The organism is Kitasatospora sp. NPDC050543, assembly GCF_044457565.1.
In the GTDB taxonomy this organism is placed as follows: domain Bacteria; phylum Actinomycetota; class Actinomycetes; order Streptomycetales; family Streptomycetaceae; genus Kitasatospora.
The window spans coordinates 400,139-415,124 of sequence record NZ_JBITGZ010000001.1 but is presented as its reverse complement, the minus strand read 5'-3'; the positions used below and the strand labels follow the sequence as shown (position 1 = coordinate 415,124).

General features: G+C 70.9%; 10 protein-coding genes, 1 tRNA gene and 1 pseudogene. 7 read left to right on the top strand and 5 right to left on the bottom strand.

The genetic code is table 11. The annotated features are described in order from the left end of the window. The first annotated feature begins 134 nt into the window (after window positions 1-134). Window positions 135-1,505 (top strand): NAD(P)/FAD-dependent oxidoreductase, encoded by a 1,371-nt coding sequence (locus ACIBH3_RS01715; protein ID WP_396309829.1) that lies wholly within the window; start codon window positions 135-137, stop codon window positions 1,503-1,505. A gap of 265 nt (window positions 1,506-1,770) precedes the next feature. Here ACIBH3_RS01715 and ACIBH3_RS01710 read toward each other — a convergent pair whose 3' ends face one another. Both ACIBH3_RS01710 and ACIBH3_RS01705 read right to left on the bottom strand, forming a co-directional pair. Then, on the bottom strand, window positions 1,771-4,326 hold the full coding sequence (locus tag ACIBH3_RS01710) for an ABC transporter permease (protein ID WP_396309828.1): 2,556 nt from the start codon (window positions 4,324-4,326) through the stop codon (window positions 1,771-1,773). Window positions 4,327-4,371: 45 nt separating this feature from the next. Further along, window positions 4,372-5,145, bottom strand: a complete 774-nt coding sequence (locus tag ACIBH3_RS01705) for an ABC transporter ATP-binding protein (RefSeq protein ID WP_396309827.1) — start codon at window positions 5,143-5,145, stop codon at window positions 4,372-4,374. Between the two features lie 339 nt (window positions 5,146-5,484). Here ACIBH3_RS01705 and ACIBH3_RS01700 point away from each other — a divergent pair. From ACIBH3_RS01700 to ACIBH3_RS01690, 3 genes are all read left to right on the top strand, one after another. Next, a tRNA-Leu gene (locus ACIBH3_RS01700) sits at window positions 5,485-5,566 on the top strand. A gap of 153 nt (window positions 5,567-5,719) precedes the next feature. Further along, a complete protein-coding gene (locus ACIBH3_RS01695; RefSeq protein ID WP_396309826.1) occupies window positions 5,720-6,598 on the top strand; it encodes a Bax inhibitor-1/YccA family protein in 879 nt (292 codons plus the stop codon). Between the two features lie 106 nt (window positions 6,599-6,704). Then, window positions 6,705-7,070, top strand: coding sequence for a hypothetical protein (locus tag ACIBH3_RS01690; RefSeq protein WP_396309825.1), 366 nt, complete (start codon window positions 6,705-6,707; stop codon window positions 7,068-7,070). 139 nt (window positions 7,071-7,209) lie between these two features. On the opposite strand, the gene ACIBH3_RS01685 is transcribed toward ACIBH3_RS01690, so the two are convergent. From ACIBH3_RS01685 to ACIBH3_RS01675, 3 genes and pseudogenes are all read right to left on the bottom strand, one after another. Next, complete coding sequence (locus ACIBH3_RS01685; protein ID WP_396309824.1) at window positions 7,210-8,157, bottom strand: hypothetical protein; 948 nt, start codon at window positions 8,155-8,157, stop codon at window positions 7,210-7,212. A gap of 294 nt (window positions 8,158-8,451) precedes the next feature. After that, entirely contained in the window at window positions 8,452-9,672 is a 1,221-nt protein-coding gene (locus ACIBH3_RS01680; protein ID WP_396309823.1) for an acetyl-CoA C-acetyltransferase, read from the bottom strand. Window positions 9,673-9,990: 318 nt separating this feature from the next. Beyond that, window positions 9,991-11,040, bottom strand: a pseudogene (locus ACIBH3_RS01675) (SGNH/GDSL hydrolase family protein); the annotation flags it as partial. A 171-nt stretch (window positions 11,041-11,211) separates the two neighbouring features. On the opposite strand from ACIBH3_RS01675, the gene ACIBH3_RS01670 reads away from it, so the two are divergent. The 3 genes from ACIBH3_RS01670 (at window position 11,212) to ACIBH3_RS01660 (ending at window position 14,972) form a co-directional block, all read left to right on the top strand. After that, window positions 11,212-12,612 carry a cystathionine beta-synthase gene (locus tag ACIBH3_RS01670; protein WP_396309822.1) on the top strand — a complete coding sequence of 467 codons (1,401 nt, stop codon included), beginning with the start codon at window positions 11,212-11,214 and terminating at the stop codon, window positions 12,610-12,612. A gap of 440 nt (window positions 12,613-13,052) precedes the next feature. Beyond that, window positions 13,053-13,394, top strand: coding sequence for a hypothetical protein (locus ACIBH3_RS01665; RefSeq protein ID WP_396309821.1), 342 nt, complete (start codon window positions 13,053-13,055; stop codon window positions 13,392-13,394). Between the two features lie 315 nt (window positions 13,395-13,709). Then, window positions 13,710-14,972: an Ig-like domain-containing protein gene (locus tag ACIBH3_RS01660; protein WP_396309820.1), complete on the top strand. Its 1,263-nt coding sequence runs from the start codon at window positions 13,710-13,712 to the stop codon at window positions 14,970-14,972. Window positions 14,973-14,986 lie beyond the last annotated feature (14 nt).

The window sequence follows — 14,986 nt, the reverse complement described above, 5'->3', positions numbered from 1 at the left end:
ACGCCCGGGTGGCCCCGGTGTGAGGATGGCGACCGGTCCGGCCCAAAGTGGGCGCGTAGTGTAGCACGGGGTGTCCAGAGTCCTGTGACGGGCCTCACGAAGAGCGCTCCGGACGGTGCTGGATACTTTCGGATATGAGCACCACGGAGCGTCCTCGCATCCTCATTGTCGGCGGTGGTTACGTCGGCCTGTATGCCGCGATGCGCATCCTCAAGAAGATGCGCTACGGGGAGGCGACCGTCACGGTCGTCGACCCACGGTCGTACATGACGTACCTGCCCTTCCTCCCCGAGGCGGCCGGCGGCAACGTCGCGCCTCGCAACCTCGTTGCCCCGCTGCGCAGCGCCCTCAAGCAGGCGGAGGTGCTCACCGGTCACGTGACCGGCGTGGACCACGCCCGCAAGGTCGCCACCATCGCGCCGCTGGCCGGCGAGTCCTACGAGCTGCCCTTCGACTACCTCGTCGTGGCCACCGGCTCGGTCTCCCGCACCTTCCCGATCCCCGGCCTCGCCGAGCACGGCATCGGCATGAAGACGGTCGAAGAGGCGATCAGCCTCCGCAACCACGTCATGGCGCAGCTGGACAAGGCCGAGTCCACCACGGACCCGGACGTCCGGCGCAAGGCCCTCACCTTCGTGGTCATCGGCGGCGGCTTCGCCGGCGTCGAGACCATCGCCGAGGTCGAGGACATGGCGCGGGACGCGGCGAAGATCTACAAGACCGTCAGCCGCGACGACATGCGCTTCATCCTGGTGGAGGCGGCCAACCGCATCCTCCCGGAGATGGGCCCGGACCTCGGTCTGTGGACCAAGGAGAAGCTCGAAGAGCGCAACATCGAGATCTACATCGAGACCTCGATGGACTCCTGCGTCGACCAGCACGTCGTGCTGAAGAACGGCGTCGAGGCGGACGCCTCCACCATCGTGTGGACGGCGGGCGTCAAGCCCAACCCGGTGCTGAGCAACTTCAGCCTCCCGCTCGGCCCGCGTGGCCACGTGGACACCGCGCCGACGCTCCAGGTGCAGGGCTTCGACTACGTCTGGGCCGCCGGCGACAACGCCCAGGTGCCGGACCTCGCCGTCGGCGAGGGCGCCTGGTGCCCGCCGAACGCGCAGCACGCGGTCCGTCAGGCGATCGTTCTCGGCGACAACGTGATCTCGGGTATGCGGGGCTTCCCGCAGTCGGAGTACAAGCACAAGAACCTGGGTGCGGTGGCCGGTCTGGGCCTGCACAAGGGCGTGGCGATCCTCTTCGGCAAGTACAAGCTGAAGGGCCGTCCGGCCTGGTGGTTCCACCGCCTGTACCACGGCAGCCGGGTGCCGACCATGAACCGTAAGGTCCGGGTCTTCACCGACTGGACGCTCGCGATGTTCCTCAAGCGCGAGACCGTGGGCCTGGCCGAGATGGAGAAGCCCTTCGAGGCGTTCCAGGAGGCTGCGGCGCCCGCGCCGAAGCCGGTCGAGGCCGCCAAGCCCGCCGACAAGGAACTCGCCACCAGCAAGTAACGACCCGGCCCGGGCGTGGGAGCGCCCGGGTATGTGTCGGAGGCCCTCCGCCCGGCAGTGTCGCCGGACCACGACCTCCGTGGTGCTCAGCCGGTAGTGCGACCGGGCGGAGTACAGAAGTACCGGACAGATGAGAAGGACCCCGCCGAAACCCTCCGGCGGGGTCCTTCTCGTCCGTCCTGCTGTCCTGCCGTCACCCCGGCCGGCGGGCGCAACGCACGGTGCCCGGCGCTGTCCGCGCCGGGCACCGTGCTTCGGGGGTGGGTCAGTCGGTCTTGATGCTCTCCAGGATGTCGAGCCTGGAGGCCCGGCGGGCGGGCCAGATCGCGGCCACCAGGCCGACCAGTCCGGCCAGCGCCAGGAAGATCGCCATCTTGTCGTACGGGATGACCGTGGCCAGTCCGGTGATGCTGGACTTCAGGGTGCCGTTGACGGCCCAGGCCACGAAGCAGCCCAGGGCCACGCCGATCGCCGCACCGAAGAGCGAGATCACCACCGACTCCAGCCGGACCATCCGCTTGATGCCGCCGCGGTCCAGACCGATCGCCCGCAGCATCCCGATCTCGCGCTTGCGCTCGAAGACGGACATCGCCAGCGTGTTGATCACGCCCAGGATCGCCACCAGCACGGACATCGCCAGCAGGCCGTACATCATGTTCAGCGCGAAGGTGATGATCTTGCTGAACTCGTCCCGGATGTCCTGCTTGCTCTTGACGTCGATCACCGGGTTCTGGCCGGTGGCGTCCTTGATGCCCTGCTGGAGGGCGCTCGTGGCGCCGTCCTTGCCCTTGACCAGGACCTCGCGGATGGTCGCCTGGTCATCGTGCTTGAGGAGGTCGGCGTTGGCCATCAGCACCGGCGCCAGCATCTCGTTCCGCTTGAAGATGCCGCCGACGGTGACGGTGCCCTTGGTGCCGTCCGCGTACTCCACCTCGACGCCGGCGCCGACGGTGAGCTTGTCGGCCTTGGCGACGTCGGTGTCGATGAGGATCTGACCCTTGGCCAGCGCATCGGTGGAGCCCGCGTCCAGGGTGGGCCGGATCAGCTGGTCGAAGACTGCGGCGTCGAGGCCCTTGGCCGGACTGTAGCGGCTGTTGGGCAGCACCAGGTCGCTGTCGTACACCGGGCTGGAGGCCGCGACCCCGGCGGCCGATGCGACCTGCGACGCCACCTCGGCGGACATCCGGTTCCCGTTGGCCATGCCGATCGAGTAGTCGGCCCGCATGGCGCTGGTGACGGCCTTGTCGACGGCGTCGCCGACCGAGGCGCCGAGCACGGTCAGCGCGCTGACCAGGGTCAGACCGATCGTGAGCGCGGCGGCCGTGGCGGCGGTACGGCGCGGGTTGCGCACCGCGTTCTGCCGGGCCAGCTTGCCGGGGGTGCCGGCCAGCTTGGCGAGCAGCGGCCCGACCAGCGCGATCACCGGGCGGGAGAGCAGCGGCAGCAGGATGAAGACGCCGATCAGGGCGAGCGCGGCGCCGGCCCCGACCGGCACCCGGCCGCTGCTGTCGCCGCTGGCGGCGCCCATCGCGACCAGGGCGACACCACCGCCGGCGATCACCGAGCCGATGATGTTACGGATCACCAGGGACTTCTGGGTGGCCGGCTGGTCGCCGCTGCTCATCGCGGCGACGGGGGCGATCCGGGAGGCCCGCACGGCGGGCAGGACGGCGGACAGGACCGTCACCAGGACGCCGACCACCAGCGCGACCACGACGGTCAGCGGGGCGATCACCAGCGGACCGGTGGGCATGGCCGGGGTCAGCGCGCGGATCAGTGCCTGCATCCCGGCGCCGATGCCGATCCCGGAGATCAGGCCCGCGACCGAGGCGGTGGCACCGATCAGCAGCGCCTCGACCAGCACGGAGTTGGTGACCTGGCGGCGGCTCGCGCCGACCGCCCGGAGCAGCGCGAGCTCCTTGGTGCGCTGGGCGATCAGCATGGTGAAGGTGTTGGCGATGATGAAGATGCCGACGAACAGCGAGATGGCCGCGAAGACCAGCAGCATCGTCTTCATGGCACTGGTGCCACTGGCGATCATCGTCTCCTGCTCGGCCGTCAGCTGCTGCTGCGTCCGAGACTCGAACGGGTTGGTGTCGGGCAGCTTGGCCTTGACCTCGGCGAGCAGCGCGTCCTGGCTGACACCGGGCTTGGCGGTCACCGCGATGCCGCTGAACTGGCCGGGCGTCAGCAAGAACTTCTGCGCGCTGACGGTGTCCATCAGGGCGAGCGTCGCGCCGGAGCTGACGTCGGGGTCGTCGGTGGTGAAGATGCCGGTCAGGGTGGACTTCTGGACCGGGCCCTTGCCGGCTATCCGAACGCTGTCGCCGACCTTGTAGCCGCCCTTGGCGGCGGTCTCCTTGTCGAGCGCGATCTCGCCGGTGCTCTGCGGGCCGCGGCCCTCGGCGATCGGGTAGCGCGGGTCCTTGCCGGAGGCGTCGGGGACGTAGTTGCCGCCGCGGGTGTCCCAGGACTCGCCGATCCGGTTGCCGTTCTTGTCGGCGACGGCGGTGAAGCCGGAGACGATGCCGCGGACCCTCTCGGCGCCGGGCAGCGCGCTGATGTCCTTGATGGTGGCGTCGGTCAGCTTGACGTCGGCCTTGCCGCTCCTGGAGGAGCGGTCCGAGCCGGCACCGTAGTGGGTGACCTGGACCGAGACGTCGGAGAAGCTCTTGGCGTAGCTGTTGCTCATGGCCTTGCCGAGGGTGTCGGAGAAGACCATGGTGCCGGCCACGAAGGCCGTGCCGAGCATGACGGCGAGAGCCGTCATCAGCAGTCGGCCCTTGTGGGCCAGCACATTGCGCAGTGCGGTGCGGAACATGGATGCGTCCTGGGGAAGTCGGGGCGGGCGGTGACTTGCAGAACGTCAGCTGGTACGGCCCTTGGCGTCGAAGCGGCGCATCCGGTCGAGCACGCTGTCGGCGGTCGGGCCGTGCAGCTCGTCCACGATCCGGCCGTCGGCGAGGAAGACCACGCGGTCGGCGTAGGCGGCCGCGACCGGGTCGTGGGTGACCATCACCACGGTCTGGCCGAGCTCGCGCACCGAGTTGCGCAGGAAGGAGAGGATCTCCGCGCCGGAGCGGGAGTCGAGGTTCCCGGTGGGCTCGTCGGCGAAGATGATGTCCGGCTTGCCGGCCAGCGCGCGGGCGCAGGCGACGCGCTGCTGCTGGCCGCCGGAGAGCTGGGAGGGGCGGTGCGAGAGGCGGCCGGAGAGGCCGACGGTGTCCACCACGCGGTCCAGCCACTGCTTGTCGACCTTGCGGCCCGCGATGTCCATCGGGAGCGTGATGTTCTCCAGCGCCGTCAGGGTCGGCAGCAGGTTGAAGGCCTGGAAGATGAAGCCGATGTGGTCCCGGCGCAGCTGGGTGAGCTGCTTGTCCTTCAGGCCGACCAGCTCCGTCCCGCCGATCATCGAGGAGCCGGAGGAGACGGTGTCCAGGCCTGCCATGCAGTGCATCAGCGTCGACTTGCCGGAGCCCGACGGGCCCATGATCGCGGTGAACTGCCCCTGCGGGAAGGCCACGCTGACGTTGTCCAGGGCCACCACCCGAGTCTCCCCCTCGCCGTAGACCTTGTTGAGGCCGGTGGCGCGGGCGGCCGCCTGGCCGGCGTGGACGGCGGTTGCGGTCGTCGTGGTCACGGGAGTGCTCCTTGGGTGAGGGTGAGGTGTCCGGACGGCCGGGCGCAGGGCACCGGACGTACCTCAATCCTCGGCTACGTGATCATGGATTTCCGTAGCTCCGGGGAACGGTTGGCCTGACCGCCGCTGGGCGTACATTCCGGCGGGTTTCTCATCCTGCGGTATGACGCTCACCCTGAGGTCCGGCCGCTGGCCGGATCGCATACCCGGGTGGCTGGATCACGAACTGTTCGTCAGATGGCAAGGAAACATGACAACTTCCCCGCCCGGGAACATGCGAAAGAGGGATCCGGGCGACTAGGCTCAGGGGGCGCCCACAAAGGGGGCGGAGCGGTTCACGCCCGGATGGTGGAACGCAGACACGGGCAGCTTAAAACTGCTTGGCCGAGAGGTCGTGCCGGTTCGAGTCCGGCTCCGGGCACCGCGTTCGGGCAGCGGGGGCGACCATCCGGACGCCCCCGCTGCGATATCCGAGATTCCCCGCGGGATCATCCTCGCGGCGTATGCGCCATCCTTTGCCAAGCCATTACCCTTGACGCGTGGGCAGCGCAGTGCCGCCCCGGAGGGAATGAGCATGAGAAGCAGCAACCCGGTCTTCTCGCGGGAGGGGTCCTTCACCCGCGACAACGGCTACGCGGGTTTCGGCACCACGCAGCAGGCCCCGCAGGCCGGCGGCCCGTACGCCAACAACCCTTACGGCAACAACCCCTACGCCGCCAACCCGTACGGCGGGCAGCTGACGGACGATCAGCTGGTGGAGCTGTACCAGGCCCCGTCGGCCGGCCCGCTGGACACCGGCCGGATGACGCTGGACGACGTGGTCGCCCGCACGACGATGACGCTGCTGACGCTCATCGCCGCCGGCGCCGTCGCCTGGTTCGCGCTGCCGGGTGAGAACTACGGCTTCGCCGGTGCCGCCGCCCTGGTGGCGATGGTCCTCGGCCTGGTGATCTCCTTCAAGCGCAGCGTCAGCGCGCCGTTGATCCTGCTCTACGCGGGCCTGGAGGGCTTCTTCCTCGGGGCGGTCAGCAAGGTCTTCAACACCATCTGGCCCGGCATCGCCATCCAGGCGGTGCTGGGTACGGCGGCCGTCTTCGCGGCGATGCTGATCGCCTACAAGAGCGGCCGGATCCGGGTCACGCCCCGCTACACGCGGATCGGGTTGGCCATCGCCATGGGCTTCCTGCTCCTGCTGGTGGTCAACCTGGTCGCCGGGCTGTTCGGTGCGGACATGGGTCTGCGCTCCGGCCCGCTGGGCGTCCTGGTGGGTCTGGTCGCCATCGGGCTCGGCGCCTTCTTCCTCTCGCTTGACTTCGCCGCGATCGAGGAGGCCATCCGGCAGGGCGCTCCGCAGCGCGAGTCCTGGCGGGCCGCCTTCGGGCTCACCGTGTCGCTGGTCTGGATCTACGTCGAGATGCTCCGGCTGATCGCGATCCTGCGCGGCGACGACTAGTGGTACCGGCCGGCGGTTGCCGGCAAGCGTTGGTCGTACGGGCCCCGGAGCACGCTCCGGGGCCCGTCGGCGTCCCGGGGCCCACCGCTGCGGTTACGCTCGCGCTATGCCCGAAGCACAGTCCCTCGTCGAGGCGGTCGACCGCCTGGCGGATCGTTTCCGCGCCATGCCGCAGAGCCGGCTGCTCGCCGCCGTGCCCGGCCATGCCTCCCGGGCGGCCGCCGCGCTGGCCCTGGCCCGGCAGCTGGCGGCCTCGGCGCTCGCCGTCGAGGGCCTGACCCCTCGGCAGTTCCCGGACGCCGGCGCCTTCGCCGCCGGGGACCAGCTTGCCGTCGCCGGGCACGACCTGGCGGCCGCCCTCGCCGCCCGCCCGGCAGCCGCCACCGTGCCGCTGCCCTCCGGCGCCGAGGCCTCGGCCGTCCTCGCCGAGGCCCTGGCGGCGGTCGCCGCCACGGCGGAGCTCTGCGGCTGAGCCGGCACCGGCGGTGGCAATCGAACCTTCGTCGGAGCCGGTCCCCGGTCCGCCGTCGGTCCCCGGTCCGGCTCCGGGCATACGAAAGGAGGCCGGCCGAGTCGGTAACCCGCGACTCGAACGGCCTCCTGGCGGTGGGTCAGATGCTGGCGACCACCCGGTCGGCGAGGACGTAGACCGCCTCCTCGTCCGTCGAGAAGGTCAGCGAGTAGGAGCCGGAGAAGCGCGAGCCGCCCAGCAGCCGGACGTCCTCACCGGCCCGTACGGCGTCGATCAGCCGGTAGGCCGCCTCGCGGTCGCCCGGGGCCACGCAGAGCGTGGTGCCGTCGGCGAAGCCGTAGACGTCCAGGGTGCCCAGCGGGCCGGGGCGGACATCGGTGAGGGCGATGCGCTCCTCGGCGAGCAGGGTCAGCCGGGTGTCGGTCCACTCGCGCGAGGGCGCCTGGCTGGGGACGAAGTCCGGGTGCGAGGGGTGGCGGCGCGGGTCGGGGGCGGTGGCCGGCTCGGCCTCCATGACGGGGTCGGCGTCCAGCAGTCCCGCCTCCAGGCCGGTGGCCAGCAGGTCGGCCTCGCGGCGGGCCTTGGCGTCGCCGTTCGCCTCCGCCGAGGACACCCCCGCGGGGTGCCCGGGGTGCGCCGGGTGGCCGGGGCGCAGCGGCGCGCCGCCGCCGGTGGCGCCGCCGTCCTCGCCGATCAGGTCCTCAAGGGCGGAGCGCAGCGCCTCGCCGAACTCCGGGTCCATGGTGCCGGAGTTGTCGGCCGCGTCCTGCGGGCCGGTGGGGCGGGGGAAGAAGAGCGGCCACTCCTCGGTGCTGCCGAGCACGCCGAAGGGGCTGTCGAACAGGGGTGCGTCCTCGGCGGCCCTGGCCTCCTGCTCGGCCCAGAACGCCCGGGCCTCGGTGATCTCCCGTTCACGGTCGGCGGCGATCGCATCGGTGACGGCCCGGCGTATCGCGGCCTCGTCCAGCGGGGCGGGGGTGGCGGCGCGCTGTGCGTCCAGGCGGCGGGAGAGGCCGCGCAGGTGGACCAGGACGGCGGCGGAAAGGGCGATCAGGGCCAGCAGCAGGATGGTGTAGACGGCGCTCACGGAACGTACTCCTAGGGAGGAGTGGAACGGGGTTACGTCTCCACACTGCCGCATGGGGGGCTGTTATCGCAGTGGCGCATGTCCAATTTGTTTGTGACTTTCGCACTTGTCCTCAAATTGTTAGGTAACTCCGTTCTACGCTGCGCAGTTGATCCACTTCGGTCCGTCGATAAAGCGGGCGGAAGTGAACGGGAAGAGGGCCGGATCAGCATCGGGATGTGATCCGGCCCTCAATTACTCTGTGTCACTCCATATGGGTGGCGCCGCCCCGCCGGACGGCGCCCGCACCATCGGTCAGCTGAGCCGCTCGATGACCATCGCCATGCCCTGGCCGCCGCCGACGCACATCGTCTCCAGGCCGAACTGCTTGTCGTGGAACTGGAGCGAGTTGATCAGGGTGGTGGTGAGCCGGGCGCCGGTCATGCCGAACGGGTGGCCGACGGCGATCGCGCCGCCGTTGACGTTCAGCTTGTCGATGTCGATGCCCAAGTCCCGGTAGGACGGGATGACCTGAGCCGCGAAGGCCTCGTTGATCTCGACCAGGTCGATGTCGTCGATGGTCAGCCCGGCGCGCTTGAGCGCCTGCCGGGAGGCCTCGACCGGGCCCAGGCCCATGATCTCGGGGGAGAGGCCGGTGACGCCGGTGGAGACCACCCGGGCGAGCGGGGTGATGCCCAGCTCGCGGGCCTTGGTGTCGGACATGATGACCAGCGCGGCCGCGCCGTCGTTCAGCGGGCAGCAGTTACCTGCGGTAACCGTTCCGTCCGGGCGGAACACCGGCTTGAGGCCGGAGACGGCCTCCAGCGTGACGTCGGCGCGCGGGCCGTCGTCCTTGCTGACGACCGTGCCGTCGGGGGTGGTGACCGGGGTGATCTCCCGCTCCCAGAAGCCGGCCTTGATGGCCGCCTCGGCGAGGTTCTGCGAGCGCACGCCGAACTCGTCCTGGTCGGCGCGGGTGACGCCCTTCAGGGCGGCCAGGTTCTCGGCGGTCTGGCCCATCGCGATGTAGGCGTCCGGCAGCAGGCCGTCCGCGCGCGGGTCGTGCCACTCGCCGCCGCCCTCCTCGGCGCGCTTGGCGGTACGGGCGACGGCCTCGTCGAAGAGCGGGTTCTGGGTGCCCGGCAGGCCGTCCGAGGTGCCGTTGATGCTGCGCGAGACGGTCTCGACACCGGCCGAGATGAAGACGTCGCCCTCGCCCGCCTTGATGGCGTGCAGCGCCATCCGGGTGGTCTGCAGTGAGGAGGAGCAGTACCGGGTGATGGTGGTGCCGGGCAGGTAGTCCATGCCCATCTGGACCGCGATGATCCGGGCCAGGTTGTGGCCCTGCTCGCCGCCGGGCAGGCCGCAGCCGAGCATCAGGTCGTCGATGTCGCGCGGGTCGAGCTGCGGCACCTTGGCGAGCGCGGTGGCGATGATGTGGGCGGTCAGGTCGTCCGGGCGGACGTCCTTGAGCGAGCCCTTGAAGGCCCGGCCGATCGGCGAACGGGCGGCGCTGACGATGACGGCTTCGGGCATGACGGGCTCCTCGCTGAGTGACCTTCGGCTACCTGGCGGCCCCGCGGCGGTCGGCCTGCGGGGACACCCCGAGGAAAGTTACCGCTTAGTAGCTCAGGCGTCACCTGCCCTCGTGTGTGAGTTGGCCGACGCGGCGTCGGCCTGATCGGCGGCCTGATCGGCGGCCCCCGGCGGGGCCGGTGACGGCTCACCGGCAGCCTGCCCGGCTCCGGCCCCGGCCGCCTCCCCGGAAGGGTCTGCGCCCCCCTCCCCGACGGCATCGCGGACGGCCTCCCCGAGGCCCTCGCCAACGCTCTCCCCGGCGTCCGGTCCGGCGGTCCGGGCGGCCTGCGCCCCGGCCTCCTGGGCGGGCGGCCCGGAGCCCGGCAGGCCGAGCCGCAGCCGGTGGCGCAGCAGCGCCCAGCGCCAGGTCCCGCCCTCGGGCCCGGCGGCCGTGACCTCGGTGCCGGAGTGCCCGGCCGCGGCGGCCGCCGCGACCGCCACCGGCAGCACCGCCTCGCCCTCGCCGGTGGCCGGCCCGGCCGGTTCATCGTCCTCGGGCCAGAGGTCCAGCGCGGCGCAGAGCGAGGGCAGCATGGCCATCGCGGCGGTGGCGTAGCCCTGGGCGGAGGGGTGGTAGCGGTCCGAGGCGAACATCTCGGGGCGGGCCGCGAACTCCGGGCCGAGCAGGGAGCCCAGCGAGACGGTACGGCCGCCGGCCTCCACCACCGCGATGGTCTGGGCGGCCGCCAGCTGCCGGCTGAGCCGCCGGGCGACCCAGCGCAGCGGTGGCCGCACCGGCTTGATCGTCCCCAGGTCGGGGCAGGTGCCGACCACCACCTCGCAGCCGTGCGCCCGCAGGGTCTCGACGGCCTCGCCGAGCTGGCGCACGCACTGCGCGGCCGGGCTGTGCCGGGTGACGTCGTTGGCACCCACCATGATCACCGCGAGGTGCGGCCGGTGCGGCAGGGCCAGCTCCACCTGCCGGGCGAGGTCCGTGGAGCGCGCGCCCGAGCGGGCCACGTTGTGCAGCCGCACCCGGCGCTCGGCCACCGAGGCCAGGCCCGCCGCGAGCAGGGCGCCGGGCGTCTCCTGTCCTCGCAGCACGCCCAGGCCCGCGGCCGTCGAGTCGCCGAGGAAGGCGAGCACCAGTGGCCAGCCGTCGCCCCCGGGAGCAGGGTCGGGATCGGCGAAGGCGTCCCCGTAGACGCCGTCCGCCTTGGGCGGATCGCCGTCCAGGATGCCGACCGCCCGGATGGCCAGCTTGCTCTCGGTGAGCAGCACGCCGACCAGGCCCACCCCGAGCAGGCCGAGCCCACCGCCGCCGTACGCGGCCGCGGTGGCGATCCGGCGGGCCACCCGGGCTCGTGACTCCTGTGCCCCTGGCATCCGGCACCCCCTTCGCGTGCTGTAGCCGCCCCTTGTGGGGGCTGTTCCAGTACCTCGTATCCCTAGTACCCGTCCGGCGGTGCGCGCTATCGGTGAGCGTCGGCCATCCGGGGCCATAGTCTTTGAGGTACCGATAAAGCACTGGCATGGCCACAGACCGGGAGGACCCCCGTGCGGTACCACAACTCGATCATCGACCTGGTCGGCAATACGCCGCTGGTCAAGCTGAACAAGGTCACCGAGGGCATCAGCGCGACGGTGCTGGCGAAGGTCGAGTACTTCAACCCCGGCGGTTCGGTGAAGGACCGGATCGCGATGCGCATGATCGAGGCCGCCGAGGCCTCGGGTGCGCTCAAGCCGGGCGGCACCATCGTCGAGCCGACCTCGGGCAACACCGGCGTGGGCCTGGCGATCGTGGCCCAGCAGAAGGGCTACCACTGCATCTTCGTCTGTCCGGACAAGGTCTCGACCGACAAGATCAACACCCTGCGTGCGTACGGCGCCGAGGTCGTGGTCTGCCCGACCGCCGTTGCCCCCGAGCACCCGGACTCGTACTACAACGTCTCCGACCGCCTGGTCCGGGAGACCCCGAACGCCTGGAAGCCGGACCAGTACTCCAACCCCGACAACCCGGCCTCGCACTACCACTCCACCGGCCCGGAGCTGTGGGAGCAGACCGAGGGGAAGATCACCCACTTCGTGGCGGGTGTCGGCACCGGCGGCACCATCTCCGGCACCGGCAACTACCTGAAGGAGGCGTCGGGCGGCAAGGTCAAGGTGATCGGCGCCGACCCCGAGGGCTCGGTGTACTCGGGCGGCACCGGCCGGCCGTACCTGGTCGAGGGTGTCGGTGAGGACTTCTGGCCGACCGCCTACGACCGCGATGTGGCGGACGAGATCGTGGCGGTCTCCGACAAGGACTCCTTCCAGATGACCCGTCGCCTGGCCAAGGAGGAGGGCCTGCTGGTCGGCGGCTCCTGCGGGATGGCCGTGGTGGCCGCGCTGGAGGTCGCCAAGCGGCTCGGCCCGGACGACGTGGTCGTGGTGCTGCTGCCGGACGGCGGCCGTGGCTACCTCTCCAAGATCTTCAACGACGACTGGATGGCCGACTACGGCTTCCTGCCCTCCTCGACCGACGAGGCCTCGATCGGCGAGGTGCTCGCCCGCAAGGACGCCATCGAGCACGAGGGCATCCCGCAGTTCGTCCACATGCACCCCAGCGAGACCGTCGCCGAGGCCGTCCGGGTGCTCCAGGAGTACGGCGTCTCGCAGATGCCCGTCGTCTCCCCGGGGGCCGGCCACCCCGACATCATGGCGGGCGAGGTGATCGGCTCGGTGGCGGAGAAGCTGCTGCTGGAGGGCCTGTTCGCCAAGGAGATCGAGCTGGACGACACGCTGGAGAAGGTGATGTCCAAGCCGCTTCCCGTGGTCGGTTCGGGCGAGAGCGTCACCAGCCTGATGACCGTGCTGGAGAAGGCCGACGCGGCCGTGGTGCTGGTGGAGGGCAAGCCGCAGGGCATCGTCACCCGCCAGGACCTGCTGGGCTTCCTCACCAGCCGCACCGGGCACTGACCTGGCGTCAGGGTGCCACCCGCACCGGACGGGTGAAGATTCGTCCACGGTGAGTTGGTACACCGGCGTCACGTGCGCGCAGCACGCGCTTAACAAGCGGCGGGCATCGTAGTGGTCAACGGCAAGCACGCCGAGCTGGACGACAGCAACCGCCGGGAGCGGCTCCCCGGTGACCGAGGTCGTCCTGGGCACGTCGGTCGGCCCTGACCCGGCCCACCGTGTCCGCCCTCCCGCCCGTAAGGGGTGGGAGGGGCCCGTAGGAGGCGCCGTCGTCCCGCCCCTGTTCGGCTCCGGCCGATCGACAGGGTGCGGCGGCTCCTGCGGCACCGATCGCGCCGTAAGGCGCGTCTGCGCGGCTCCCGGGTGGGGGAGCCCGTGCGCAGGCGGGTGGGGCCGGTCCCTCTTCGGAGGGGCCGGCCCTTTCCCGTACGCTCGCACGCATGACCAGCACCGAAACGACCGGCCAGGACGCCCCGCGCTACGTCCGGCTCAGCATCGAGCTCATCGCCGAGATCACCGATGAGCAGGCCCTCAAGGCCGCCGCCCTTGCCCAGGTGGAGCACGACGAGTACCTCGACGACGAGGAGCGCGAGCAGTCCGTCGAGGCGATCGAGGTGGACCCCTCGGGTTCGCTCGCCCACTTCATCGACCCGGTCGCCCTGCTCGGCGATGTCCCGGGTATCGAGCTCGCCTCGGCGACCTGGGAGTCCGCGCAGACCGAGTTCGACCCCGAGGGGGAGGGCTGGGACGAGTACACGGTGGAGGAGCAGTCCGCCGAGTGACGACCGGCTGAATCCGCCCGTCTGAATCCGGCCGCCGTCTGAGTCCGGCCGGTTGAGTCGACCGGGCGAACCGACGGTTGGATCCGTCCTGCGACCGCCCGAGCCGTGATCCCACGGGTCGGGCGGTTTGTCCATGTTTGGCGGGATGTTAAGTGATCTCATACGATCTCATCCCCTTGATGGTGGAACCGGCGGCAGTCGATCCGCGTTTCTGTATCCGAACCATCCGGGAGAGAGCGGGCTCGTACGGCGGCTCGCGCACCGCGGACCACGCAGCGGACGGCACCGCGGCGCGCACGGCAGAAAGGCCACGACGTGACGGCACGGGAGCAGCGGGAACGACCGGACCAGGGCGGCTGGAGCCGGCGCGGCGTGCTGGCGGGCCTGCTCGGAGCGCCGGTGCTGCTGCTGGCCGCCTGCGACGACGACAACGGCTCCCGGGCCGGCGGCAGCGGCTCCGGCGGTACGGCGCCCGGTGGCGGCACCAGCAGCGCGCCCAGGACCTCCGTCGCGAAGATCACCGTCACGCCCGCCGCCGGCGCCGCCAACGCCGCCTTCGGCTCCCCGGTCAAGGTCACCGTCGCCGCCGGCACCCTCGGTTCGGTGAAGGTCGCCGACGCCGCCGGCAAGGCCGTCGAGGGCGAGATGTCCGCCGACTCGACCAGCTGGACGTCCACCGGCACGCTGGCCAGCGGCACCGAGTACACCGTCGCTGTGACCGCCACCGACGCCGACAAGCTGGAGGCGGACGCCAACACCACCTTCACCACCGCCACTCCGGCCAACACCTTCGTGGGCTACTTCACCCCCGAGAACGGCTCCACCGTCGGCGTCGGCATGCCCGTTTCGATCAACTTCAACAAGCCGATCACCGACCGCAAGGCCGTCCAGCAGGCGATAACCGTGATAGCCGAGCCGGGCGTCGAGATAGTCGGGCACTGGTTCTCCAGCACCCGCCTCGACTTCCGGCCGCAGGAGTACTGGGCCAAGGGCACCGAGGTCACCCTCAAGCTCCGGCTCAAGGACGTCGAGGGGGCCAAGGGCACCTTCGGCACCCAGTCCAAGGACGTCGGCTTCGCCATCGGCCGCAGCCAGACCAGCGTCGCCGACCTCGGCGCCAGGAAGCTCACCGTCACCACCGACGGTCAGGTCACCGCGGTCTACGCGATCTCCGGCGGTGCCCCCGAGCACCGGACCTGGGGCGGCAAGATGGTCATCTCCGAGCAGTTCCAGCAGACCAAGATGGACTCCACCACGGTCGGCCTCGGCGACGAGTACAACATCCCCGACGTGCCGCACGCCCAGCGTCTGACCACTTCGGGCACCTTCATCCACGGCAACTACTGGTCTAGCCCGTCGATCTTCGGCAGCCAGAACACCAGCCACGGCTGCATCGGCCTCCAGGACGCCAAGGGCGGCGAGGACGCGAACACCAACGGCTACAGGTTCTACAAGAGCTCGATGACCGGCGACGTGGTCGAGGTCGTGAACTCCGGCGACCGGACGGTCGAGCCGTCCAACGGCCTGAACGGCTGGAACATGAGCTGGAGCGACTGGAAGGCCGGCAGCGCGACCTGACCGGACGGGGGTTG

Bases quoted from the DNA above. Each gene is read 5' to 3' on its own strand.
- ACIBH3_RS01715 (WP_396309829.1), top strand. From the start codon at position 135: ATGAGCACCACGGAGCGTCCTCGCATCCTCATTGTCGGCGGTGGTTAC.
- ACIBH3_RS01710 (WP_396309828.1), bottom strand. From the start codon at position 4,326: ATGTTCCGCACCGCACTGCGCAATGTGCTGGCCCACAAGGGCCGACTG.
- ACIBH3_RS01695 (WP_396309826.1), top strand. From the start codon at position 5,720: ATGAGAAGCAGCAACCCGGTCTTCTCGCGGGAGGGGTCCTTCACCCGC.
- ACIBH3_RS01690 (WP_396309825.1), top strand. From the start codon at position 6,705: ATGCCCGAAGCACAGTCCCTCGTCGAGGCGGTCGACCGCCTGGCGGAT.
- ACIBH3_RS01680 (WP_396309823.1), bottom strand. From the start codon at position 9,672: ATGCCCGAAGCCGTCATCGTCAGCGCCGCCCGTTCGCCGATCGGCCGG.
- ACIBH3_RS01665 (WP_396309821.1), top strand. From the start codon at position 13,053: ATGACCAGCACCGAAACGACCGGCCAGGACGCCCCGCGCTACGTCCGG.